The following is a 25,309-nucleotide window of genomic DNA, read 5'->3' as shown; positions in this document are numbered from 1 at the left end:
TACGCGTACGATTGGTGACAGCTGGTGACATCCAACAGACGTCACCAGGCGGCCCGAGGATTCGGACCATTGGAAATATTTTCGCGAGAGGCTGCCGGGAACGTCAGGCGACCTTGGCCATTTCCCGTAGCCGGAACTTCTGGATCTTGCCGGTCGAGGTCTTCGGGATTTCTGCGAAGATCACCGCCTTCGGCACCTTGAAGCGGGCTAGCAGTGCGCGGCAATGCTCGATGATCTCGGCCTCGGTCGCCGCCTTGCCGGGCTTCAGTTCGACATAGGCAACCGGCACCTCGCCCCATTTGTCATCGGCCCTGGCGACGACGCCGCAAGAGGCAACCGAGGCGTGCTTGTAGAGCGCATCCTCGACCTCAATCGAGGAGATGTTCTCGCCGCCGGAGATGATGATGTCCTTGGAGCGGTCCTTGAGCTGGATATAGCCGTCGGCGTGCATGACGCCGAGATCGCCCGAGTGGAACCAGCCGCCGGCAAAGGCTTCGTCGCTCGCCTTGCGGTTCTTCAGATAGCCCTTCATGACGATGTTGCCGCGGAACATGACCTCGCCAATGGTCACGCCATCCGCCGGCGTCGTCCGCATTGTCTCGGGATCCATGACGGTCAGCCCTTCTAGCGCTGCATAGCGCACGCCCTGCCGCGCCTTTTTGACACTGCGCTCGCCCTTTTCGAGATTGTCCCAGGCGCCGTGCCATTCGTTGACGACCGCCGGGCCATAGGTTTCGGTCAATCCGTAGAGATGGGTGACGGCAAAGCCGGCATCGGCCATGCCGGACAACACGGCCTCCGGTGGCGGGGCAGCCGCGGTGTTGAAGGTGACCGTCTGCGCGAATTCGCGCTTGTCCTCGTCCTTCGCATTGATCAGCACCGACATGACGACCGGCGCGCCGCACAGATGGGTGACGCCGTGGTCGGCAATCGCATCGTAGATCGGCTTCGGCCGCACCCAGCGCAGGCAAACATGGGTGCCGGCCTGGACGGCGAGCGTCCATGGAAAGCACCAGCCATTGCAGTGGAACATCGGCAGCGTCCACAGATAGACGGCGTGCTTGGCCATGCCGGCATGGATGGTGTTGGTGTAGGCCATGAGGGCAGCACCCCGATGGTGGTAGACGACGCCCTTCGGATTGCCAGTGGTGCCGGAGGTGTAGTTGAGCGAAATGGCGTCCCACTCATCGTCGGGCATCGACCAGGCGAAGTCCTCGTCGCCGCTCGCGATGAAATCCTCATAGTCTGATGTGCCTATGCGCTCGCCCTTCGGATACGGCGCGTCGGCAGCGTAGTCGGGATCGTCATAGTCGATGACCAGCGGCTTGACCTTGGCCAGTTCCAGGGCCTGCTTGACGACGCCGGAGAACTCGCGATCGACGATCAGTATCCTGGTCTCGGCATGGTCGAGCTGGAAGGCGATGACCGCGGCATCGAGGCGGGTGTTGAGCGAGTGCAGCACCGCCTTGGTCATCGGCACGCCGAAATGCGCTTCCAGCATCGGCGGCGTGTTGGACAGCATGACGGTGACGGTGTCGCCCTTGCCGATGCCGCGCTTCTGGAGGGCCGAGCCAAGCTTCAACGACCGGCGCCAGAAGGTGCGATAGTCGATGCGCTGGCGGCCATGGATGATGGCGACATGGTCGGGATAGGTCTTTGCCGCGCGCTCCAGATAGGTAAGCGGCGTCAGCGGCTGGTGGTTGGCCGCGTTCTTGTCGAGATCCTGTTCGTAAGGATTGCCCATCCCGTCCTCCCCGAGTTTCTTCTTTGAGATGTTCTAATCACAGGCTCGGGCCGCGTCACCACCAACGATGCTGCGATAGAGCGCATTTGGCACAATGATGATCTAGATTCAGCTGATGAAAAGGCATCGTATACCTTGGCCTGGTTTGACTTTTGTCGAAGGCCGTGAATAATGTCAGCCGAGGAGACGGCATGGCGATCCGACCGGCAGAACAGCTCATCCACAAGGCCGCCTGGCTCTACTACGCCCATGGCCTGCGGCAGGACCAGGTGGCGAGCCAGCTTAACATTTCCCGTGCCTCGGTCGCCATGTATCTGCGCAAGGCGCGCGAGACCGGCATCGTCAACATCTCGACCTCGACCCAGCTTTTCACCGACGATGTGCTGGCGCGCAAACTCGAGGATGCGCTGGGCGTCGACGCCGTGTGGATCGCGCCGGAGAACGACCATGTCGCCGATCCGTCGACGGAAATCGCCGTGCTGGCGGCGAGCGTCTTTCTCGAACTGGTCAAGAAGGGCGACCGAATCGGCGTCGCCTGGGGCCGCACCGTCTACATGATCGCCGATATCATGTCCTATGCCGACCTGCAGGATGTCACCGTGGTGCAGCTCTGCGGCAATCTCGGCGCGCCCTATTCCTACCGGCCAGACCAATGCACGATGGAAATCGCGCGGCGGCTCAACGCCAAGGGCCTCAACTTCTACGCGCCGCTGGTGCTGTCGACGGAAGAGCTGGCGCGCGCGTTGCGCGCCGAACCAGTGATCCGCGAGCAATTGTCGGGCGTCGGTGAATGCGATCTGGCGCTGTACTCGGTCGGTGCTGTCGACGCCGACAGCCATCTGGTCAAATGCGGTGCACTGACATCAGGCGAAATGGCGGAGCTGCGCAGCCGAGGTGCTGCCGGCGTCATTGCCGGGCAGATCATCGACGCTGACGGCAAGGTGCTCGACTGCAGCTACAACCGCCGGGTGATCTCGGCCGAGCTTGCCTCGCTGCGCGCCATCGCCAGGCGCCTGATGGTCGTGCAGGAGGACAGCAAGTTCGAACCGTTGCTTGCGGCGATCGCCGGCGGACTTTGCACGCATCTGGTGGTCGGCGCGCGCATGGCGCAGAGGCTGCTGGATCACGCGGCTGCCACGACAGAAAAGGCCTCCTAGAAAAACACATATTTCCGCCGCCCGCGCATTGTCATCAAAGCGTCGCGGCATTCCTGTTTCACCATCAAAGACAACAACCGGACGAAGCGAACATGAAGAACCTGTGGAACGACGACGCAGCCGAAAAACTCGTTGCCGACTATGCAAAAAAGGGTGTCGGCCGCGACCTGGCGCTGCGCGTCTACACGACGCGGCTGCTGGGCGGCGAGCCACGGCTGGTCCTGCATGGCGGCGGCAACACGTCGTGCAAGACGACGGCCACCGATCTCGTCGGCGACCAGTGGGACGTGCTGTGCGTCAAGGGCAGCGGCTGGGACATGGGTGTCATCGAGCCGCAGGGCCTGCCGGCGGTCAAGCTCAAGCCGCTGCTCAAGGCCCGCGCACTGAACAGATTGGCCGACGAAGACATGGTTGCCCTGCAACGCGCCAACCTCATCGACCCGTCCTCGCCCAACCCTTCGGTGGAGACGCTGCTGCATGCCTTCCTGCCGCATAAATTCGTCGACCACACGCATTCGACCGCCATCCTGGCCATCGTCGACCAGGAGGACAGCAAACGGCTGGTGGAGACGGTGTTCGGTGCGAAGATGGGTTATGTGCCCTACATCATGCCCGGCTTCGACCTCGCCAAGGCGGCGGCCGACATCTTTGACGCCGATCCGTCGGTCGAGGGCCTGATCCTCGACAAGCACGGCATCTTCACCTTCGGCGACGACGCCAGGCAGGCCTACGACCGGATGATCCACTATGTGAATGTCGCCGAGGAGTACGTCGCCAAGAACGCCAAGCCGACAGCGGCAAAGGCAGCATTGCCGGCAAAGCTCGCGACACCGGCGGCTATCGCATCGACGTTGCGGGGGGCTGTGGCCGTAGCACGCGGCGAAGGCCGTTTCGACCGCATGATCAGCGACTTCCGCACCTCGGAGGCGATCGTCGATTTCATCAATTCAGCTGAGATCGCCGACTATGCCGGGCGCGGCGTGTCGACGCCCGATCTGTCGATCCGCATCAAGACCGGGCCGATGGCACTGCCGGCGCCCGATGCCGACAAGGTCGGCGACTACAAGGCCGTGATCAAGCAGCACGTCGAAGCCTTCGCCAGGGACTACCGCGCCTATTTCGAAACCAACGACGCGCTCGACGACGTCAAGCGCACCATGCTCGACCAGATGCCGCGCCTGACGCTGGTGCCGGGCCTCGGCATGTTCGGCCACGGTCGCACGCTAAAGGACGCGAAGATCGCTTCGGATGTCGGCGAAATGTGGATCGAGGCGGTGCGCGGCGCCGAGGCGGTCGGCCGGTTTCATCCGCTCTCCAAGGCCGATCTGTTCCCGCTCGAATACTGGTCGCTGGAACAGGCCAAGCTCGCTTCCAACAAGCCGAAGCCACTGACCGGCCAGGTGGTGCTGATCACCGGCGGTGCCGGCGCGATCGGCGCGGCGACGGCCAGGCTGTTCGCCGACAATGGCGCCCATGCCGTCGTTGTCGATCTCGATGCCGAAAAGGCAGCCGAGGCGGCGAAGAAGGCCGGCAACAACTCGATCGGCGTCGCCGCCGACATCACCGACCCGGCACAGGTGCGTGCCGCCTTCGACAAGGCGGTTGCCGTCTTCGGCGGCGTCGACATCGTGGTCTCCAATGCCGGTGCTGCCTGGGAAGGCCGGATCGGCGAACTCGACGATGCGCTTTTGCGCAGGAGTTTCGAGCTCAATTTCTTCGCCCACCAGTCGGTGGCGCAGAATGCCGTGCGCATCATGCTCGAACAGGGAACCGGCGGCGTGCTTCTGTTCAACACCTCCAAGCAGGCGGTCAATCCCGGTCCGAAATTCGGCGCCTATGGCGTGCCGAAGGCGGCGACGCTGTTCCTGTCCAGGCAATATGCGCTCGACTATGGCGCCCACGGCATCCGTTCGAACGCCGTCAACGCCGACCGCATCCGCTCCGGACTTTTGACCGACGCCACGATCGCCAGCCGCTCCGGCGCGCGCGGCGTGTCGGAGAAGGACTACATGTCCGGCAATCTGCTCGGCCAGGAAGTGACGGCGCAGGACGTGGCGCAGGCGTTCCTGCATCATGCGCTTGCCGATCGCACCACTGCCGATGTGACGACGGTCGACGGCGGCAACATCGCGGCGGCGATGCGGTAGGCGGAACCGATCGAAACAGGCATGCAGGCATTCGTGAACTGCTACTACAGCAGCTCACGGATGCCTTCCCAAGCCTTTTTGCCCAGCTCTGAATCGGCCTCGTCGTTGCCGCCGTGCGCATGTAATGCGGAGCGTGGTGTATTTTCGCCCGGCAACAGGATGCGGTGACCCGCATCCGGCGACGAAACGAGATGCGTGACCTTGCCTGCTTCGCCGCACAGCCGGGCGATATCTGTCGCGAACGAAAGGGAGGGCCACAGCGCATCGTCGCCACCCGCGACAAGCAGAACCTCGGCTGACGCGGTCTCAACGGGAATGGTTGCCGCAATTGCTTCCAGCTCAAAGGTTTTCAAGCAGCGCTCGAAAAGCCCCCTGTAAGCGACCAGACCATCCACATGCTCTGGGGTCCAGTCTGGGTCTGTCGGTACAAACGGCAGGGGAATACCGTTGAGCGACCATGAGGATCGTTCAGGCCAGCTGACACCATCCCGGCCGGCACCGATATTTCCCCAAACCACGGATGATGGGCTGATAGCGACCACGGCGTTGATCCGCTGGTCGTGGACCGCCGCGAGCAATGAAGCCTCGGCACCCTTGGATGTGCCGACATAGACGATGCGACGGCAACCTGTTTCAAGGAGACAGTCGGTTGCGGCAAAGAACGTTTCGAGGGGAACCTCGCAAATTCCGGGAACCTGGCCCTCACCGCCAAACCATTGCAGCGCCAGGGCTGACTGACCCTCATTTGCAAAGAGCCTCGCGCGCCCAACATCGACACGGCCACTCGATCCACACAACACCACGACGCCCGTGGTGGCCCGCGTGCATCGAAACAATCTTCCGGTGACAGTGCCGGACAGGTTTTCCTCGATTACCGTCTGCGATTCCATCCTGAACCGGCACTTTCGCGGCTGATTTTTCCAGCATCGCAAAACTGGCGTTTTCGGCAAGCCGGTCGTGCCAGGACCTTCGACAAAAAAGCCGCCCGCAACAAGCTGCTGCAGGCGGCTAGCGGTTCCAAGCTTGCGAAAGCTACTTGGCGTTCGGGTTCGGCATCCAGGCCGGCATCGCGACGTCGGCATGGGCGAACTGCGGCAGCTTGGCCGACAGGTCCTCCATGTTCTTGATGTCCTTGTCGACGAGGTCTTTCTGGGTGATCAGCGTCGGCGGCACGACGACGTTGTGGCCAGGGTCTTCACCGGCCAGCAGCTGTGCCAGCGCACGCACCGAGACCTGGCCGACGACGGCCGGATTGGTGGCGGCGGTCGCCGCCCAGGCGCTGTCGGGTTCACGCATCGCGGCGATATCGGACGTCGAGATGTCGGCCGAGTAAATCTTGATGCCCTTGTTCAAACCCGCCTCGTCGACGGCGATCTTCACGCCCTTGGCGAATTCGTCATAGGGGGCAAACATCACCTTGATGTCGGGGTGGGCCGACAGCACCGAACGCGCCTGGTTGGCGACGGAGTTGGCGATCGGGTTGTCGAGCGTGCCGAACATCGCGACTTCGCTGATGCCGGCATGCTTCTTCTTGACGTCGACCCAGGTCTCGTTGCGGCGGTCGAGCGGCGCGATGCCGGCGACATAGACATAGCCGGCCTTCCAGCTCTCGCCATTGTCCTTGACCGCCTGCTCGAGAGCGAGCCGGGCCAAGTCGCGGTCGGACTGTTCGACCTGCGGGATCTTGGGGTTTTCGACATTGACGTCGAAAGCCACCACCTTGATGCCGGCGTCGACCGCGCGATGGGCGGCGTCCTTCATCGATTCCGTCAAGCCGTGCTGGATGATGATGCCTTGCACGCCAAGCGCTATGGCCTGGTCGACCATGTCAGATTGAAGGGCGGCGTCCTGGCGGCTGTCGAGGACGCGCAGGTCGATGCCGAGCGCCTTCGACTGCGCCTCGACGCCCGAGAGATAGGCCTGGAAGAAGTCGCCGGTCGAGAGATAGCGCACCAGCGCGATCTTGACGCCGGGCTTGTCGAAAGGCGCCGGCTTGTCCGCGGCCAGTGCCGGGAACTGCATCAGCATGGTTGCCCCGGCCAGCCCGAGTGCCACCTTCCCCAGAAGTCTTCTCGTAATGTTCACCTTGTTTCCTCCACTCTTGTTGAACCCAAAATCCTATCCGGTCGAAAGCTATCTCCTGCCCCTGCCCGAAAGGGCAAAGGTGAAGACAAGGGCGACGACCAGAACCACGCCCTTGACGAAATCCTGCGTGTAGTAAGGCGCGTTCATCATCGTCAGGCCTTGCAGCAAGATGCCGACGAACAGCGCGCCGACGGCAGTGCCGAAGGCGTTCGGCTTGGCGGCGCCAAGCACCGCGTAGCCGATGAGCGCCGCGGCGACAGCGTCAAGCAGCAGATTATTACCCGAGGCGATGTCGCCGCGTCCAAGTCGGGCGGCGAGCAAAATGCCGCCGATCGAGGCAAAAACTCCTGAAATAACGTAGGCCCAGATCTTGTATGCCTTGACAGGCGCGCCGGCGAGTTCGGCGGCACGCTCATTGCTGCCGACCGCATACATCATGCGCCCGAAACGCGTGTATTCGAGGAAGAACCAGATCAGCACGGCGAGCACGAGCAGCACCACCACCGACACCGGAATGAGGTTCGGGATGAAGAAATCGAAGCGGTGGCGGCCGAGCGCCAGGAACGCGTCGCTGAACTTGCCATTGGCGACCGAACCGTCCGGCATGGTCATGCCGGTGGCGATCGAACGGCCCTCGGTCGGGATGCGTTGCAGGCCGACCAGCAGGAACATCATGCCGAGCGTCGCCAGGAGATCGGGCACGCGCATATAGACGATCAGCCAGCCATTGATCAGGCCGACAATGGCGCCGATGAGCAGGCAGACGACGACCGCGACGAGAGCGTTCTGCTCCAGCACCACCATGACATAGGCCGCCGCCATCATGGCTGATGTGGCAACCGAGCCGATCGACAGGTCAAAGCCGCCGACGACGAGCGTGGCGGTGACGCCGAGCGCCAGCACGCCGGTGATGGCGACCGACTGGAAGATGAAGACGGCACTTTGCGGCGAAACGAAACCGTCGGCGGCGATCGCGAAATAGGCGATCAAACCGAACAAAAGCACGATGAAGCCGTAGCGAATGGCATGGTCTCGCAACGTCATTCAGCGCCCTCTCGCGCCGCTGCGATTTCTACCCAACTCGAACCCATAGTCTCTCCATTCCAATTCCTTGCCGCCACGCTCAGGCGGCGCTGTGCAGCGGTCCGCCGGCGACCTCGGCCAGCAGGCGATCGAGATCGACATCGGCATTGCGATGCTCGCCGACGATGGTTTGTTCGGACATCACCAGGATGCGGTCGGCCGTCTCCAACGCCTCGTCGAGCTCGGTGACGAACAGCAGCGTGGCGCGGCCGTTTGCACTTGCCCTGAGCTTGGCGGCAATGTCGCGCCGGGCCGAAATATCGACGCCCTGGAACGGTTCATCCAGAATGAACAGTCCGGCATCCTGCGCCATCCAGCGGGCGACCATCACCTTCTGCTGGTTGCCGCCGGAAAGTGCCGCCAACTCGTCCTTCTCAGAGCGGCAGACGATGCCCAGTTCCTCGATCTGGCGGCGCGCGGTGCTGCGTTCCAGGCGGCGCCTGAGAACACCGAGGCGCGACATGCGCTTGTGGAACGGCAGGCTGATATTTTCCTGAATATTGAAGCCGCTGACGATGCCGTTCTCGCCGCGGTCCTTGGCGACGAGGAACACACCGGCGGCGATCGCCTCGCCTGTTGTTTCAGGCGCATAGGGCTTGCCGTTCAGCACCATGGTGCCACTGAGCGGCTTGCGCACGCCAAACAGCGTCTCGGCCAGTGCCGTCTTGCCAACGCCGACGAGGCCGGTGATGGCAACAACCTCGCCGTCGCCGAGCGTCAGCGAGATCGGCCTGGCGCCTTGCGCTATGCGCAGCTCTTCGATCGTCAGGATCGCCTTGTCTGAACTTCTGACGACGATCTGGTCGAGGTGGATCTTGCGCCCGAGCATGGCGTTGACGGCACCTTCATAGTCGAGCGGTTTCTTGTCGAAGACGCCTGAGATGACGCCGTCGCGCATCGAGACGATACGATCGGCAAGCCGCCGGATGTCAGACATGCGGTGAGAGATGTAGAGGATGGCGACGCCCTGCTCGCGCAGCCTGTCGATCAGCGCAAACAGCCGATCGGCTTCGGCGCTGGACAGCGACGAGGTCGGCTCGTCGAGGATCAGCACTTTCGGCTGATGCGCCAAAGCGCGGGCTATCGCCACCACCTGGCGATCGGCCAGCGAAAGATCGCTGACGCGCGCTTTGAGATCGATGGCCAGCCCCATGCGGTCGGCGACGGCCTTTGCCTGGCGACGCACGCGCGCCGGATTGAACAGGAACGAAGCGCCGCTGCCGCTCAAGCGGTCGAGGGTCAAATTGGTGGCGACATCGAGATCGGCGACGACACCGTCATTGATGTTCTGGTGCACGGTGACGACGCCGGCGCGGATCGCTTCCGCCGGCGTGTTCGGCGCGAAGGCCTGTCCGGCGAGGCCCATCGTGCCGTCGCCGCGCTCATAGACGCCGCTGATGATCTTGACGAGGGTGGATTTGCCGGCGCCATTGGCGCCCATCAGCACCGTCACTTCGCCGGCATGCAGCTCCAGCGAGACGCCGCCAAGCACCTCGTTATGGCCAAAGGATTTCCTCAGCCCCTCTGCGCGGAACACGGCATTGCCGACCATGCGTTCCTCCCTGACATGACGCTATGGGCTACATCGGCAATTGTCAACACGATTGACAATTGCCAGATCGCTTCCTAGCTTGGCCCGGCCGCCATGCCTCCGTTATGTTCGGAGCGCATATGCGGGAGGATGACGATGACTGGAAATTTGCAGTTCGAAGCACTGTCGGTCGAGACGCTTTCGAGCCGTCTTGGCGACAACGAGGCGTTGCGCGCGCGGATCGGCAAAGACACGAGTGCGTGGAAGGTCCGCGAGGTCGGCGACGGCAATCTGAACCTCGTCTTCATCGTCGAAGGCGCCAGCGGTGCAGCGGTGGTCAAGCAGGCCCTGCCCTATGTCCGCCTGGTCGGCGACAGCTGGCCGCTGCCGCTGAAGCGCTCGTTCTTCGAATACCACGCGCTGACCCGGCAGGAGGCGCGCGCGCCGGGCTCGGTGCCGGCGATCTACCATTTCGATGAAGGCCAGGCGCTGATCATCATGGAATATCTGTCGCCGCACATCATCCTGCGGCGGGCGCTGATCGAAGGCCGGCAACTGCCGAACATTGCCAGGGATATCGGCCTGTTCATGGCCCGCACCCTGTTTCGCGGCTCCGACCTGCATATGGCAGCCAAGGACCGCAAGGCCGACCTGGCGCTGTTCGCCGGCAATGTCGAACTCTGCGACATCACCGAGAACCTGGTGTTCTCGGACCCCTATTTCGACGCCAGGATGAACCGGCACACCTCGCCGCAGCTCGACGACCTCGTTGCAGAGCTGCGCGCCGACCGCGACCTCAAGGTCGAGGCGCAGCGGCTGAAGCACATATTCGCCGCCAATGCCGAAACGCTGCTGCATGGCGACCTGCATTCCGGCTCGATCATGGTCACCGACTCGCAGACGCGGATGATCGACCCCGAATTCGCCTTTTACGGCCCGATGGCGTTCGATGTCGGCATGCTGCTCGCCAATTTCTGGATGTCCTTCTTCTCGCAGCGGGGACACGAGCAGAGCGGCAAGCGCGACGCCATGCGCGCCTATCTGCTCGCGGTGACCGTCGAGACTTGGGTCGTGTTCCGCGCCGAGTTCTCGCATCTGTGGCGCACCGAGCGCACCGGCATGCTCTACCAGAAAAGCCTGTTCGAGGATCAGGGCGACAGGCTCGGCGCCGAACAGGCGCTCGACCATGTGCTGGACCAGATCTGGACCGATCTGCTCGGCTTTGCCGGCATCGAGGTCCACCGGCGTATCCTCGGCCTCGCCCACAATGCCGATTTCGAGACCATTGCCGACGAGGATCTGCGCGCCAGTTGTGAGGCCAAGGCGCTGAAATTCGGCCGGCACCTCGCCGTCAACCGGCGCCAGATCCACAGCATCGACGAGGTCAACCACCTGGCCGCGCTGATTGAACAGGAGAGCAGCATTTGAACGTCGGCGACCGCCACTATCGCACCATCTGGCTGAGCGACGACGAGCGTTCGGTGGAGATCATCGACCAACGCTGGCTGCCGCATGATTTCCGCGTCGAGAAGATCGACACCGTCACCGGCATCGCCACAGCGATCCGCGACATGTGGGTGCGCGGCGCGCCGCTGATTGGCGTCACCGCTGCCTATGGCGTCGCCATGCAGATGGCCGACGATCCATCCGATGCCGCACTCGATGCCGTCTGGGAGACCTTACACGAAACGCGCCCGACGGCGATCAATCTGCGCTGGGCACTGGACGAGATGCGGCGCTTCCTCAAGCCATTGCCTCCCGAACAACGGGCCGAAGCCGCCTATCGGCGGGCCAGGGAAATCGCCGACGAGGATGTCGGCCTCAACCGCGCCATCGGCGAGAACGGACTCGCCATCATCAAGGCGATCGCGGCGCGCAAGCCGAAGGGCGAACCGGTCAACATCCTGACCCACTGCAATGCCGGCTGGCTGGCGACCGTCGACTACGGCACTGCCACCGCGCCGATCTACCTGGCAACCGAGGCCGGCATTCCGGTCCACGTCTATGTCGACGAGACAAGGCCGCGCAACCAGGGCGCCCAGCTGACCGCATGGGAGATGGCTGGCCATGGCGTGCCGCACACGCTGATCGTCGACAATGCCGGTGGCCACCTGATGCAGCGCGGCGAAATCGACATGGTCATCGTCGGCACCGACCGCACCACCGCCAACGGCGATGTCTGCAACAAGATCGGCACCTATCTCAAGGCACTTGCCGCCGCCGACAATCATGTGCCGTTCTATGTCGCGCTGCCGTCGCCGACCATCGACTGGACGGTGCATGACGGGCTGGCCGATATACCGATCGAGCAGCGCTCGGCCGACGAGGTTTCGCTGGTCTGGGGCAAGACCGCTGCCGGCGAGATCGCCCAGGTGCGCATCTCGCCCGAGACGACACCCGCGGCGAACCCGGCCTTCGACGTGACGCCGGCGCGGCTGGTGACCGGCCTGATAACCGAACGCGGCGTCGCCAAGGCATCGCGCGAGGGTCTGAAGGCGATGTTTCCCGAGCGCGGCTAGAGCAATCCAGGAAAAGTGTGAAACGGTTTTCCGTCCGGAATTGCGTCAAAACAATGAGTTAGAGCAGGTTGCCGGTTCCGTGAACCGGTGAACTGCTCTAAGACCGGACTTCGAATGCAACGCTAATAAAGCGGCTTGCTCATGTGCTTGGGCGTCGGCCACGTCGCGGTCACGCCCGGTTGCACCGGCCGCTCGAGATAGGTCGACAGCACCACGTAGCTGCGCGTCGAGGTGACGCCCGGCGTTTCGTAAAGGCGTGACAGCAGGCCTTCGAGTGCTCTGGTGTCTTCGGTGCGGACCTTGAGCAGCATGCAGGTATCACCGGCGACGGTGTGGATTTCCTCGACTTCCGGATACTGTGAAACCGCCATCAGTTCCGGCGTCTTTCCCCAGCCCTTGGTGTCGATGTGGACGAAAGCCAGCAGCGGCTTGCGCACCGCGTGGGGATCGATGATTGCCGCGGTGTTGCGGATGGCGCCGCTGCGCCGCAGCCGCTTGACGCGTTCGTGCGCCGCCGGTGGTGAAAGCCCCACGCGATCGCCGAGCTCGGCATAACTGACGGTCGCGTCATCGACCAAGACGCCTAATATTTTTCGGTCAATTGCGTCGAGCTCACGGGCGGCAGACCTGTTCTGCGGAATGCCATCTGTTTCTTCGTCCATGCTGAAATCTCCGGTTGCCGCAGAATTTAATGCGGTCATTATGGTCATATGTCGAACGCTGATCAAGTTGCACCATTGGCCGCGAACGCCCGGGCGCCCATCCCGGCGCTCGCTTATCTGTTGACCGGATGCATCGCCGTGATCGGCTCGAATTCGCTTGTGCTCGGCCCGATCGCACCGGCCGTGGCCGCGTCGTTTGCGACCAGCGTACCGGTGGTCATGATCGCGGCGGCCGTGTTCGGCCTTGGCACCTCCGCAAGCGCCCTGTTCCTGGCACGCTACATCGACCGGATCGGCGCCCGCCGGATGCTGCAAGGCGCATTGCTGTTGCTGGCGATAGCGCTCGTCGCCAGCGCGGCGGCACCGACGGTGATAATGCTGGTCGCGGCACAATTGCTCGCCGGCATTGCTGCCGGTATCGCCATGCCGGCGATCTATGCCAGTTCCGCGGCCATCGCGCCGCCTGGCCGGGAAAGCGGCACGATCGGCGTCGTGCTGACCGGATGGACGCTGAGCATGGTCGCCGGCGTTTCGCTGTCGGCCGTGCTTGCCGATCTCGTGCATTGGCGCGCCGTTTTCGCCGCGGTCGCGCTGCTGGCAACGCTTGCCTTGGCCGGTCTTACAGTGTCGTCACTGAGCGACGCCAGGAAAAGTGGCCCGGCGCCGACGCCGCTGGAGGCGCTCGGCATTCCCGGCATCGTGCCGCTGCTCATCGCCTGTGCCGCCTTCATGACGGCCTTCTACGGCGTCTATGGCTATCTCGGTGATCACCTGCACAGCGGATTGGGGAGACCGGTCAGCGCCAACGGATGGGCAGCACTTGCCTATGGCATCGGCTTCGGCACGGCTGCTCTCCTCGACGGCGTCATCGATCGCCTGGGCGCGCGCCGCGTCATGCCATTTGCCTATCTTCTCGTCGCCGTCGTCTATGTCGCCATGGCCGCGACGAGCGGCAGTTTCGGCCTGACCATCACGATGGTGGCGGTCTGGGGGCTTGCCAATCATTTTGGACTGAACGTCCTGGTGATGCGCCTGTCGGCGCTCGATCCATCGCGGCGCGGCACGATCATGGGTTTGAACAGCGCGGTGACCTATCTGGCGGTGTTTGTCGGCACCACCGGCTTCGGCCCGCTCTATTCCAGCTTCGGTTTCGCCACCTGCGCGACGGTTGCGGCATTGCTCATGCTGATTGCCGCTTCGGCGGCGGCGTGGCGCACGCGATAAAAGCGGTTCATCGTTTCGCGGAAACGCCGCTCTCCCTTTTTTTGACGCACTTCCCAAGGGAAAACGCTATGCGCTTTTTCCGGGAAAACCGCTTCACACTTTTCCTGGAATTGCTCCAGTTGACAGACTGTATTGGCCATCCGTCTTTCACACGATTGACAGCGGCGCCCTGCCCTTTCATACAAACGGCGTTAATGTTCTCAGGGCGGGGTGAAAGTCCCCACCGGCGGTAAGGGTTTCGGCCCAAGCCCGCGAGCGCTTTCCGGCAAGGTCGGAGAGGTCAGCAGATCCGGTGTGATTCCGGAGCCGACGGTTAGAGTCCGGATGGAAGAGAACGAACGGAACACGGACCGTCTCGGCGGGCCGGATTTCGTATCGTGCGTCCTGATTCTGGTCGAAACGGAAGGATGGACCCATGAATCAGCATTCCCACAAAGACTATGAAACGACCCGCATCGCCGTCATTCGCTCGCGCTGGCATGCCGACATCGTCGACCAGTGCGTGCAGGCCTTCGAGGCGGAACTGGCTGACATCGGAGGCGAGCGCTTCGCCGTCGATGTCTTCGACGTTCCCGGCGCCTACGAAATTCCACTGCACGCCAAGACCCTGGCCGAGACCGGCCGCTATGCCGCGATCCTCGGTACGGCGTTTGTCGTCAACGGCGGCATCTACCGGCATGAGTTCGTCGCCAGTGCCGTCATTGACGGCATGATGAATGTGCAGCTGTCGACCGGCGTGCCGGTGCTGTCGGCGGTGCTCACCCCGCACAACTACCATGACAGCGCCGAGCATCACCGCTTCTTCTTCGAGCACTTCACCGTCAAGGGCAAGGAAGCGGCCAATGCCTGCGTGCAGATCATGGCGGCGCGGGAACTGATCGCGGCCTGAGATCGCCAAAACGGCCGGATTTCAGCCCTGCAACAAGAATTGCGATCGACAGGACCGCAGAAGGTTGCGGTTGGCCTGAAATCCGGCCAGAAGCATCAGGGGCCGACCGGCGACCGGCCGGCCCGCGACGTTGCGCTTGAAACCAGATACGGGAGACTATTGGGTGGCTCGCATAACACTGAGACAATTGCTCGACCACGCCGCCGAATACGGCTACGGCGTGCCCGCTTTCAACATGAACAATATGGAACAAGGCCTCGCCATCATGGAGGCCGCCGAGGAGACCAAGTCACCGGTCATCCTGCAGGCGAGCCGCGGTGCTCGCGCCTACGCCAATGACGTCGTGCTGGCCAAGCTGATCGACGCGCTGGTTGAAATCCACCCCGACATCCCGGTCTGCATGCATCTCGACCACGGCAACAACGAAGCCTCCTGCGTCACCGCGATCCAATACGGCTTCACCTCCGTGATGATGGACGGATCGCTGAAGGAGGACGGCAAGACGCCGGCCGACTACGCCTACAATTCCGGCATCACCCGGCGCGTCGTCGACATGGCGCATTGGGGCGGTGTTTCCGTCGAAGGCGAGATCGGAGTGCTTGGCTCGCTGGAGAGCGGTGGGGGCGAGCAGGAAGACGGCCACGGCGTCGAAGGCGAGATCAGCCACGACCAGCTTCTGACCGACCCGGAACAGGCGGTGGAGTTCGTCAAACACACCCATGTCGATGCGCTGGCGGTCGCCATGGGCACCAGCCATGGCGCCTACAAATTCTCGCGCAAGCCGGACGGCGCGGTGCTGGCCATGAACGTCATCGAGGAGATTCACCGCCGGCTGCCCAACATGCATCTGGTCATGCACGGCTCGTCCTCGGTGCCCGAGGATCTGCAGGAGATCATCAACAAATATGGTGGCCAGATGAAGCCGACCTGGGGCGTGCCGGTCGAGGAGATCCAGCGCGGCATCAAGCACGGCGTGCGCAAGATCAACATCGACACCGACAACCGCATGGCGCTGACCGGCGCCATCCGCAAGGTGCTGACCGAGAATCCGAGCGAGTTCGATCCGCGCAAGTATCTGACGCCGGCCATGGCGGCGATGAGGAAGCTGTGCAAGGAGCGCTTCGAGCAGTTCGGCACCGCCGGCAATGCGCAGAAGATCAAGCCGCTGCCGGTCGCCGAAATGGCCAAGCGCTACAAATCGGGCAGTCTCGACCCGAAATTCGGCTGAGCTCGATCAACCATCCAGAGCCGCCAAGCACATGCTGGCGGCTCTGGAGGCTGTTGTGTTGTGCTTCATTCCGGCGTCTCTGCCTCGGCGCGGACAAGCTTGATGTCGGCGCCGGCCGCCCATGCGCCGATATCCTCGCGGCGCAATGCCGCCGCCATCAGGTCTGGAAACAGATCCGGCGTGCAGGCAAAGACCGGGATGCCGAGCGCGGCAACGGAGCCTGCCATCTTGGGGTCGTAACCGGGCCTGCCCTGGTCGGTCAGCGCCAGCAGCACCACGACATTGACGCCAGATCGAACAAGTGCTGCCAGCCGCTGCAGCAATTCCTGGCCGTTGCCGCCCTCATAAAGGTCGGTGATCAGCACCATGTGCGACTTGGTCGGCCGTTCGATGCGCTCCGCGCAATAGGCGACGGCCTGGTTGATGTCGGTGCCCCCGCCAAGCTGCACGCCGAACAGGACTTCGACGGGATCGCTGAGCTCCTCGGTGAGATCGACGATGGCCGTGTCGAAGCAGACGAGCTTGGTCCGCACGACGGGTAACGAGGCCATCACCGCGGCAAAAATCGAGGCGTAGATCACCGAGCTTGCCATCGAGCCGGATTGGTCGACGCACAGCACAACCTCGTCCAGATCGACCAGCCGGCGCTGTTTGCGCATGAAGCCGACCAACTTCTCCGGCACGATGGTTTTATGCTCGGGCTGGTAGTGGCGAAGGTTGGCCGAGATGGTCCGCGGCCAGTCGATGTCGCGCTGGCGTGGCCGATTGGTGCGTTGCGACCGATCGAGCGCACCGCGTATCGCCTCGGCCGTCTTCTGCTCCAGCCGCTGCATCAGCTTGGCGACGATATCGGCGATGATCGTACGCGCGATATCCTTGGTCTTTGCCGGCATGACCGAGCGCAGCGAAATCAGGTCGGCAACGAGATTGACGTCCGCCTCGATCGCCTTGAGGAACTCGGGCTCCATCAGCATCTGCTTCAGGTTGAGGCGTTCGAAGGCATCCTTCTGGACGATCTGCACGACCTGCGCGGGAAAGAACGACCTGATATCGCCCATCCACTGTGCCACCCGCGGCGCCGAACGGCCGAGCCCGCCGCGGCGCTTGCGCGGGTCGGCAGCCGCATCGCCGGCGCCATCGCCATAGAGTGCATCGAGTGCCGCAGAAAGCCGCTTGTCCGTGTCGGAAAGCGAAGTCGATTTCTCGTCATCGGCACCGATCGCCAGGCGCCAGCGGCGCTCGCGTCCGTCATCGGTGGCGGGTTCGTTCATTTCGGCCGCGTCATCCATTGCCGTCACCGCCCGTCAGCAAGGGTCCAAGCCGTTCCAGGTGCCGGCGCCATGCGGCGTCGCCATCCGGCGCCGGTGTCAGTCCGGCAGGCAGGCGTGCGGCGCGGCCGAGCACCGCTTCGATCAGCCGCCGCCGCTCCATCGAGTCCAGATGCGAGAAGACCCGGCGCAGCAGCGGCAGATGCGCAATGAAGGCATCTTCGTCGAGGGATTGGAGCCAGGCATCGACCGCTCCGCGCAGGGCCTCGTCATAGATGAGCCGTTGACTGGCGGTGCTGAAGAAGCCTTCGAAGAACCCTGCGGCCTCCATGACCGGCGTTCCCGGCGACAGGCGCCGGGCGATCAGGCCCGCTGCGGCGTCGGCGGACAGATGGCCGGCTTCGTAGAGCAGATGCGCGGCGCAGCCTGCAACCAGCGCCGTCGATCGCGATCCATCGAGCACCGCTGCCAGTCCATTGCGCCAGGCGTCCAGCACATCTTCCTCAGGCTCGACCAGCCTGATCGCTTCGTCGGCCTTGCGCATCGCTCCAACCAGCGTCGTCGAAGCCTGGTCATCGAGGTCGCGGGCGGCATAGGCGAGTGCTATCGCGCCTTCGATGATCAGCCGTTCCAGCAGACCGGACAGCCGGGCCGTTTCCGTCTTGCGTGCCTCGCCATAGCGGATGATTTCGGCGAGCGGCGGCACCGATGCCAGAATTTCCAGGCATTCGCTGCTGTGCGCCGCGCGTTCCTCCAATGCCACGAGACCGGCGGTCGACGCTTCCGACAGGTTTGCCGTGATGGCGCCCTGAACCAATCCCGCCAGCGCGTCGAGAGAGGCCGACGCGCCGATCATCTGGATCAGCCGGCCATTGGCGGCCTTCTCGATTGTCGGCCCATAGATCAGGTTCTCGACCAGGCGAACGGCATATTCCGGCTCCCACGAGAGCGCCCATCGCTCGCGGAAGGTGCCGCGGCTGCGTCCGCTGTCGGTCAACTTGCCCCAATGCACGCCAAGCACGTTCAGCCGGTGCAACAAGGTCGAACGAAACAGCCCGCTTTCGCTACGGAGATCGACCGACAATTCGCGCTCCAGCGCCTCGGGCTTCAGCCGCGCCGCTTTCTGGTTGCGTTGCAGATCCTCGATCAGCGGCGCCAGTGGCGTGTCGGGCGGAATTTCACCGACATCGGCGCCCAGAAGCAGTTCGGCTTCGACCAACGCCCAAAGCAGCGCTTCGCCGTTGAACAGGGCGGCGATAGCGGCGTCGCGCAATTCCTCGAACCCAGGCTTTGGCCGCTCGCGGATCGCGGCCAGCGCACGCGCCAGCCGTTCGGCTTCGATCAGCGAAGCGGTCGAGACCATATGTCCCTTGCCTCTCAGCACCGCCGCGATCATTGCGAGCCACAAGGTTGCCGCGTCGTGGCGGCCGCGCGTGCGCCACAGATGCTTGCACCAGCCGGGCGCGACGACACCAGCGCCATAGCCGAAGCCCAGGGCCAGGCGTGGCCCCGTCCATGGCGCCCATGTCATCGTGCTCTTGCGCCGGGCGAGCCCCTTGAGAAGGGCCTGATCCTCTTTCTGCGGTCGCGTCGCTTGCAATGCAGGCACATGCCAGGCGCCGCAAACGACAGCGATCGGCCCCTCGAATTCCTTGCGCGCGGCGGTGATTTCAAGCCGCATATGCGCTTCACGCCTGGCCTCGAATTCGGCTAGCGGGCCCTCGCCGTCGCGCAGCGTCGTCATGGCATCGGAAATCGCGGCAAAGATGGGACCTGGCTGCGGGTTCTGCTCGATGATATCGGACCACCAGCTCTCGCCATCTTCATAGCCGGCGGCTTGCGCCAGTGTCCCGATCGGGTCACGCATATGCTGAGCCGTCTCGTTGTCGGCACCGGGTTCCGCTTCATCGGCATCGGCATCCTCAGCATCATCAACCGCCGCAACCCGGGCCGATGACGGCAGGTCGATGAACCGTAAAGCCGCGTTGTTGCCAAGAGCCCACAGGGCCGCCTGGTATTCCGGCGAAAACTCGGCGAAGGGCCAGAAGCTCGTCGAAGCCGGATCGTCTTCCGGATAGCAGAGCAGCGCCACCGGCGGCTGCATTTCGGCCCGGGCAAGCAGTGGCAGCAACGCTGAGGCATCTGCCGGCCCCTCGATCAGCACGGCGACCGGTTTCAAGCCCTGCAACGCCTGCACCAGGCTGTCGGCGGAGCCGGGCCCGTGATGGCGTATGCCGAAATAGGAAACGTCGCTCAGCGCCATGGCGTCAGATCGCCGCGTTCAAGGCCGCGTAATAGCCGGCATAGTCCGGCCGCTTCTTGAGCACTGTTTCCAGATATTCTTCCAGCACCAGCTTGTCTTGCACTGGATCCTTCACGATCGCGCCGACCAGGCTGGCAGCCAGGCCTTCGGCGCCGAGCTTGCCGCTGTCGAACCAGGCCGCCTGGCTGAGGCCGCCAACCATGGTGGCGATAGCCTCCGCCGTGGACAGCGAACCGGACGGCGTCTTCAACGTCACCTTGCCATCGGCGGTGGCACCGGAGCGCAATTCGCGGAAGATGGTGAGCACGCGGGCGATCTCCTCGCCGACATTCTTCGGCACCGGCAGGTCGAGGCCGCCAGCCATCTCGCCGACCCGCTTCGAGACGATCGCCACTTCTTCCGCCATATCCTCGGGCAACGGCAACACGACGACATTGAAGCGGCGCTTCAGTGCCGAGGACAGCTCGTTGACGCCCTTGTCGCGGTTGTTGGCCGTGGCGATGATGTTGAAACCGCGCTGCGCGTAGATCGACGTGTTGAGTTCCGGGATCGGCATCATCTTTTCAGAAAGCACGGTGATCAGCGTGTCCTGCACGTCAGAGCCCATGCGCGTCAGTTCCTCGAGGCGGCAGAGCTTGCCGTCCTGCATGGCGCGGTAAAGCGGGGTCGGCACCAGCGCCTCCTGGCTCGGGCCCTTGGCCAGAAGCTGCGCGTAGTTCCAGCCATAGCGGATCTGGTTCTCGTCGGTGCCGGCCGTGCATTGCACGATCAATGTCGAGTCGCCCATGATGGCGGCGGCGAGGTGCTCCGACACCCAGGACTTGGCGGTGCCCGGCACGCCGAGCAGCAACAGCGCCCGGTCGGTGGCGAGCGTCGCCACGGCGGTCTCCATCAGCCGGCGGCGGCCGACATATTTTGGCGTTATCAGCGTCCCGTCGTCGGCCTTTCCGCCTAGCAGATAGGTGAGAACCGCCTTGGGCGAAAGGCTCCATCCGGCGGGCTTTTGCCGGTCGCCATTGCGCGAGAGGGCCTGCAACTCGGCGGCGTAGGCCTGCTCGACCGGAAGACGGATGACTGCGTTCATTTGCTGTTCTCCCGAGTGATCATGTGTCGATTCCAGGCCCGGCCAATGCCGCATTGAGGCGCAGGAGACCGAGCGAAGGTGCCGCCGGAGCCATGCCGGCCGCAACGACATCCCCGATCAATTTTTCCGCCGTCGCCGCTGTCGCCAGAAACCCCAGATTCTCTAGTGTCTGGTCGGCGCTTCGCTTCACCGGCTCGTCGTTTCCCGCAACAGCGGAACGCAGTGCCGGGAGCGTCTGGCCGTTTGTCAGGTCGGCCCATTCCAGCCAGCCTGCTTCGATGCCTTCGACCTGGTTGAGCGCGTGAAGATTCTGCGTGTCTTTCAGGATTTGCCTGGTCAACACACGCTTCCTGCCGCTGTCCAAACGCGCCATGAGATGGAGGACGAGAAGCGCCGGCTTGCCGCCTCCGGCGCCAAGCGTATCGGCCAAATGCGCCACCGCTGCATCACTGCCGGACACCGAGACCATTCGAACGAGGAAGAGATCGGCATTGTCGTCGACGCCGAACTGCCATGCCCCGAGGAAATCGGACTCGGTAACGCCGAAGCGGGCAGCAAGATCGCCCAGATAACAGGTGGCAAACAAGTCGCCGCGGCGTGCTTCCTGCGCGGGCGCCTTGAGTCTTATCGGTGTATAGGTGGTGCGGCGGCGGATGAAGCCGGATTTGCCTTCGGCGATGAAGGCGGCGAGCTCGGCTGTCGGATCTTCCGTCCCGCCATCGCCTGGGTTGCCATGCTCTCCCAACCTTGCCAGCAGCCGGCCAGCCAGTTCGCGCACCCTGCCGGAGCGGTCGGCGGAGAGGCTCTTCAGGAATGGCACGTCATCGGCGCCCAAGCCGAAGCGCATGAGTTCGATGAGTGCGGATCTGATCTCCGCCGGCTCACTTGATCCCTTGGCCTCGATCAGTTGCCTGGCCAGCGCCGGAGCGGTGCGGCGCATATCGGCCAGCGCGGTACGGCGCGCAGCGGGATAGAAATCATCCCAGGTTTCCACGGTCAGTTGTTCCCGGCGGGATTGTTTCTCGCCACCCACACCGGCTTGCCAATCGACCCAGGGGGCATAAACGTCCGGACTTTCCTGATACGACGCAGAGGGCATCCAATCCATTGGATGCAGCACGAAGCCTCGGCTGGCGACGAGCGTGGCCACGCGTGTCTTGGTCCTTGCGTCGGCTGCATGCTTCAGCGCCGCTCGCAAAAGCGGCCGCAGCCGCTCCGGCAGCATGGGCAAGGCAAGTTCAGGCAGTGGCGGGCGTTGTTTCAGCATCTTCGGCGCGGCTGGCCGCAAGGCAATGTCGAGGGCCTGCGCGGCGATTGCCAGCAACCGGCGCTCGCGCTCGTCGGGGTTTGCACTGCTGGCGATCTGCTGCCATGCAGCCGGAGCCAGGTCGAAGGTGGTGCCGCCGGTTATCCAGCAGTCGCGCATGGTCGCCAGGCCGGTCTGCTCGATCTCATTCATGACAGATCAAGCCTCCCAAACCCGCTTTGCGCCGCCAGGAGTTCAAGCCGGCTGCCGTTCCAAAGTGCGGCCGTTGCCTTGAGGTCCAGTCCAAGCAGCGTTGGATTGACGGTGTCGGCGATTGGCAAGGCGATGCCGTGCGGATCGCCGGCGGCCTGCCACCAGGCGGCACCGCGATCGTCCAGCAGGATCGCTCCGGGCGGCAGCATGACGGGGCAATCGGTAACCCAGGGCGCGGCGTCCTGGCGGGCAACATGGGCCGCCAGCGGATCCGACGCGTCAACGCCGAAATCGGGCCAGTCGCCGGACGAGACGTCACCCCTGCGGTCCGCCACCAATGCCCGCAGCGGCTGGCGCGCCGGATAGAAGATCAGCCGGGCTTCGAAACGATCGCCCGGCGTGAAGGCGTTCGACCGGCGACCGGCCGACGCCGGAAAAAAGTCGAGCAGCTGGGCAAATTGCGAGCTGGCGCTGTTCAGGTCGAGCAGCCAGGTCGAATGGCTGACAAGACCGTCACGGCGAGATTCGATCTTCTCGCCGAGCACTTCCCAAGCGCTTTCGACCTGAGTCGCATCGCGATTGGCCAGCACCTGTTCGCGGCTCTCGGAGGTCGAGACGAGCCGCCTCAGTTCCGGGTCATCGGGTGCCGACCGCCAGGCTTTGGCCAGCAGCACAAGCTTGCCGAGTTCGCGGATCGCCGCGTCCGGCCGTTCCTCGCTGCGCAACGCCATCAACCTAGACGGTATCTCGTCGATGCGGCCGGCAAGTGCCGTCGCCTTCATGTCGACCAGCCGCGCGGCAATCCGGCGGCAACGATCGCTGCTGTTGTCGACAAAGCCGGCAAGGCCAAGCCGCAACTGGTCGGCGATCCATTGATCGAGTTCATCCAGTCCTGCGGACACGGCGGATCGCGTGTCTTCTGCCCGCTTGCGCTGCGCTGCCTCGCGGCGTTCGACCGCAGCCGCGTCCTCGACGACAGAGCTTTCGTCGCGCGCGGCTTCGCCGATGCTCTTGCCTCCCGCACCTTGTGTCGGTTCCACAGGTTGCGACGTGGTCTTCCTGCGACGGCTCAGCCAATCGTTCACCCATTCCGGCGTCGAGCCGGCCACGGCAAAGCTGGCCGGCGTGGTGGCGGCGATCCACATCAGCGCCAAAGTGTGCTTGCAGGGAAATTTCCGCGACGGGCAGGTGCATTTGTAACCATCGTCGCCGGTTTCGACGACCACACGGTAGGGATTGGAGCCGGAACCCTGGCATTCCCCCCAGATGAGAGCCAGCTCTTCATTCTTTTCGAGCCGTGGCCAGTTCGATTGCTTGGTCAACTTGGAAGCGGCGCTCAACGACGCCTGGTCGGGCGCAAGCGCCTCGATGGTTTTCAAGTCAAATTCCAAGCCGCGCCTCTCGTCGCTCGAACGAATGCCGGTTGCCAGTATAGATGGCCGTCTGTGAAGGATTCTTGTAGCAGCAGAGGGATAGAGACCGATACAGCGGGCCGCAAGTTAGAGTGCGCTGAGCAAAGCCGATACGCAGGCCATAGCGTTGTCAGGCAAACCCTTTGCCAGGAAATGCGCAGAAGATGACTACTGAAGCGTCCGCGCCGGCGGCTGGCCGACATGGCCCCGGGCGATGCCGGCATCGGCGTCCTCTGCCCCAAAGGCGCGATCGAGCCCGGTCGCCACCACAGAAACCCTGAAGCGGCCTTCCATGCTCTTGTCGAAGATTGCGCCGACGATGATGTCGGCGTCCTCATAGACCTCTTCGCGGATGCGGGTGGCGGCCTCGTCGACCTCGAACAGGGTCATATCCCTGCCGCCCGATATCGAGACCAGGACACCCTTGGCGCCCTTCATCGAAACTTCGTCCAGCAACGGGTTGGCGATCGCGGCTTCCGCAGCCTTCATCGCCCGGCCGTCGCCGGAGGCCTCGCCGGTTCCCATCATGGCGCGGCCCATGTCGCGCATCACCGATTTGACATCGGCGAAGTCGAGATTGATCAGGCCTTCCTTGACGATGAGATCCGTGATGCAGCTGACGCCGGAATAAAGCACGCGGTCGGCGATGACGAACGCATCGGCGAAGGTGGTCTTGGCATCGGCGATCCGGAACAGGTTCTGGTTCGGGATGACGATCACCGTGTCGGCGCTTTCGCGCAGCCGCTCGATGCCCTCTTCGGCCATCTGCATGCGGCGCCTGCCCTCGAAAGCGAAAGGCTTGGTGACGACGCCCACTGTCAGGATGCCGGCCTTGCGCGCCGCCTGAGCAATGATCGGAGCAGCGCCGGTTCCCGTGCCGCCGCCCATCCCGGCGGTGACGAAACACATATGCGTGCCGGCCAGATGATCCATGATCTCGTCGAGCGATTCCTCGGCCGCGGCGCGGCCAATCTCGGGAAGCGATCCGGCGCCCAACCCTTCGGTGACATGCGCGCCAAGCTGGATCAGCCGCGTTGCCTTCGACATGGTCAGCGCCTGCGCGTCGGTGTTGGCGGCGATGAATTCGGTCCCCTGAAGCTGCTCCGCGATCATGTTGTTGACGGCGTTGCCGCCGCCACCGCCGACGCCGATAACGGTGATCTTGGGTCTCATTTCGGAGATTTCGGGCTTCTTGAACTCGGCCATGCCTGTTTCTCCTTCGCCAATTGCGCGCGCTTCACGACCCATCCGCAGACTGCCTGGGGAGATTGCAATCGAGCGGCATGACGCGAATCAGTCCGTTGCGATGGGTACCTCAAAAAGCCAGAGAGCGGCCAGAGGTGCAAGTGCAAGCAAGGTCAAGTTTTGTGATGATGGTTTTGCACACCGTGGCATGGACGGCCGCAGCCAAAGCCCGGCTGTCCCGGGTAGTGGGTCAGTTTGGCCGCTGGCGTGACTGACAAGCTTTGGGAGATCGCGGACATCGTTGCGCTGATCGAGGCGAAGGAAGCCGAAAAGGCGCTAGTCGCGGACCCTACAAGAAACGCATTGGCT

19 protein-coding genes and 1 riboswitch are annotated in these 25,309 nt (G+C 63.6%); of the genes, 7 read left to right on the top strand and 12 right to left on the bottom strand.

Translation table 11 applies throughout. The features are described from left to right. Window positions 1-103: 103 nt before the first annotated feature. A complete protein-coding gene (locus CGZ66_RS22640) occupies window positions 104-1,744 on the bottom strand; it encodes an acyl-CoA synthetase (RefSeq protein WP_095088189.1) in 1,641 nt (546 codons plus the stop codon). 191 nt (window positions 1,745-1,935) lie between these two features. Between CGZ66_RS22640 and CGZ66_RS22635 the strand changes: the two genes are divergently transcribed. Together CGZ66_RS22635 and CGZ66_RS22630 are read left to right on the top strand one after the other, a co-directional pair. Then, complete coding sequence (locus CGZ66_RS22635; RefSeq protein WP_095088186.1) at window positions 1,936-2,901, top strand: sugar-binding transcriptional regulator; 966 nt, start codon at window positions 1,936-1,938, stop codon at window positions 2,899-2,901. A 92-nt stretch (window positions 2,902-2,993) separates the two neighbouring features. Continuing rightward, a complete protein-coding gene (locus tag CGZ66_RS22630; protein WP_095088182.1) occupies window positions 2,994-5,048 on the top strand; it encodes a bifunctional aldolase/short-chain dehydrogenase in 2,055 nt (684 codons plus the stop codon). 44 nt (window positions 5,049-5,092) lie between these two features. Here CGZ66_RS22630 and CGZ66_RS22625 read toward each other — a convergent pair whose 3' ends face one another. The 4 genes from CGZ66_RS22625 to CGZ66_RS22610 form a co-directional block, all read right to left on the bottom strand. Then, complete coding sequence (locus tag CGZ66_RS22625; RefSeq protein WP_095088179.1) at window positions 5,093-5,938, bottom strand: acyl-CoA thioester hydrolase/BAAT C-terminal domain-containing protein; 846 nt, start codon at window positions 5,936-5,938, stop codon at window positions 5,093-5,095. A gap of 142 nt (window positions 5,939-6,080) precedes the next feature. After that, complete coding sequence (locus CGZ66_RS22620; protein WP_095088176.1) at window positions 6,081-7,133, bottom strand: substrate-binding domain-containing protein; 1,053 nt, start codon at window positions 7,131-7,133, stop codon at window positions 6,081-6,083. 48 nt (window positions 7,134-7,181) lie between these two features. Further along, entirely contained in the window at window positions 7,182-8,177 is a 996-nt protein-coding gene (locus tag CGZ66_RS22615) for an ABC transporter permease (protein WP_095088174.1), read from the bottom strand. A gap of 79 nt (window positions 8,178-8,256) precedes the next feature. Further along, complete coding sequence (locus tag CGZ66_RS22610) at window positions 8,257-9,768, bottom strand: sugar ABC transporter ATP-binding protein (RefSeq protein ID WP_095088172.1); 1,512 nt, start codon at window positions 9,766-9,768, stop codon at window positions 8,257-8,259. Between the two features lie 135 nt (window positions 9,769-9,903). On the opposite strand from CGZ66_RS22610, the gene mtnK reads away from it, so the two are divergent. Together mtnK and mtnA are read left to right on the top strand one after the other, a co-directional pair. After that, the gene (gene mtnK / locus CGZ66_RS22605; protein ID WP_095088259.1) at window positions 9,904-11,175 is read left to right on the top strand and encodes an S-methyl-5-thioribose kinase; all 1,272 of its coding nucleotides are present in this window, start codon (window positions 9,904-9,906) and stop codon (window positions 11,173-11,175) included. Next, window positions 11,172-12,266 carry an S-methyl-5-thioribose-1-phosphate isomerase gene (mtnA, locus tag CGZ66_RS22600; protein WP_095088170.1) on the top strand — a complete coding sequence of 365 codons (1,095 nt, stop codon included), beginning with the start codon at window positions 11,172-11,174 and terminating at the stop codon, window positions 12,264-12,266. Before mtnK ends, mtnA begins: the two co-directional genes overlap by 4 nt. Window positions 12,267-12,388: 122 nt before the next feature. Here the strand turns inward: mtnA and CGZ66_RS22595 are convergent, their stop codons facing one another. Beyond that, window positions 12,389-12,928 carry an Lrp/AsnC family transcriptional regulator gene (locus CGZ66_RS22595; protein ID WP_095088168.1) on the bottom strand — a complete coding sequence of 180 codons (540 nt, stop codon included), beginning with the start codon at window positions 12,926-12,928 and terminating at the stop codon, window positions 12,389-12,391. A 48-nt stretch (window positions 12,929-12,976) separates the two neighbouring features. On the opposite strand from CGZ66_RS22595, the gene CGZ66_RS22590 reads away from it, so the two are divergent. The 3 genes from CGZ66_RS22590 (at window position 12,977) to fba (ending at window position 16,269) form a co-directional block, all read left to right on the top strand. Next, entirely contained in the window at window positions 12,977-14,152 is a 1,176-nt protein-coding gene (locus tag CGZ66_RS22590; RefSeq protein ID WP_095088166.1) for an MFS transporter, read from the top strand. A 192-nt stretch (window positions 14,153-14,344) separates the two neighbouring features. Further along, window positions 14,345-14,492, top strand: a riboswitch (FMN riboswitch). 75 nt (window positions 14,493-14,567) lie between these two features. Then, window positions 14,568-15,041, top strand: coding sequence for a 6,7-dimethyl-8-ribityllumazine synthase (locus tag CGZ66_RS22585; protein ID WP_095088164.1), 474 nt, complete (start codon window positions 14,568-14,570; stop codon window positions 15,039-15,041). Window positions 15,042-15,204: 163 nt separating this feature from the next. Then, entirely contained in the window at window positions 15,205-16,269 is a 1,065-nt protein-coding gene (gene fba, locus CGZ66_RS22580; RefSeq protein ID WP_095088163.1) for a class II fructose-bisphosphate aldolase, read from the top strand. A 65-nt stretch (window positions 16,270-16,334) separates the two neighbouring features. Here fba and CGZ66_RS22575 read toward each other — a convergent pair whose 3' ends face one another. The 6 genes from CGZ66_RS22575 to ftsZ all read right to left on the bottom strand — a co-directional run bounded on the left by CGZ66_RS22575 (window position 16,335) and on the right by ftsZ (window position 24,961). Beyond that, window positions 16,335-17,558 carry a VWA domain-containing protein gene (locus CGZ66_RS22575; protein ID WP_095088161.1) on the bottom strand — a complete coding sequence of 408 codons (1,224 nt, stop codon included), beginning with the start codon at window positions 17,556-17,558 and terminating at the stop codon, window positions 16,335-16,337. Then, window positions 17,551-19,800, bottom strand: a complete 2,250-nt coding sequence (locus tag CGZ66_RS22570) for a DUF5682 family protein (protein WP_095088160.1) — start codon at window positions 19,798-19,800, stop codon at window positions 17,551-17,553. The genes CGZ66_RS22575 and CGZ66_RS22570 overlap by 8 nt, the downstream gene beginning before the upstream one ends. 4 nt (window positions 19,801-19,804) lie before the next feature. After that, window positions 19,805-20,884, bottom strand: a complete 1,080-nt coding sequence (locus tag CGZ66_RS22565; RefSeq protein WP_095088158.1) for an ATP-binding protein — start codon at window positions 20,882-20,884, stop codon at window positions 19,805-19,807. Window positions 20,885-20,903: 19 nt separating this feature from the next. Continuing rightward, the gene (locus CGZ66_RS22560) at window positions 20,904-22,343 is read right to left on the bottom strand and encodes a DUF5691 domain-containing protein (protein WP_095088156.1); all 1,440 of its coding nucleotides are present in this window, start codon (window positions 22,341-22,343) and stop codon (window positions 20,904-20,906) included. Then, on the bottom strand, window positions 22,340-23,722 hold the full coding sequence (locus CGZ66_RS22555) for an SWIM zinc finger family protein (RefSeq protein WP_245331177.1): 1,383 nt from the start codon (window positions 23,720-23,722) through the stop codon (window positions 22,340-22,342). The genes CGZ66_RS22560 and CGZ66_RS22555 overlap by 4 nt, the downstream gene beginning before the upstream one ends. Before the next feature lie 201 nt (window positions 23,723-23,923). Beyond that, window positions 23,924-24,961 (bottom strand): cell division protein FtsZ, encoded by a 1,038-nt coding sequence (gene ftsZ / locus CGZ66_RS22550; protein ID WP_095088258.1) that lies wholly within the window; start codon window positions 24,959-24,961, stop codon window positions 23,924-23,926. Between the last annotated feature and the right edge of the window lie 348 nt (window positions 24,962-25,309).

This window comes from Mesorhizobium sophorae, from assembly GCF_002270415.1.
In the GTDB taxonomy this organism is placed as follows: domain Bacteria; phylum Pseudomonadota; class Alphaproteobacteria; order Rhizobiales; family Rhizobiaceae; genus Mesorhizobium; species Mesorhizobium sophorae.
The sequence above is the reverse complement of the archived record's forward strand: the minus strand, read 5'-3'. Positions and strand labels throughout refer to the sequence as shown.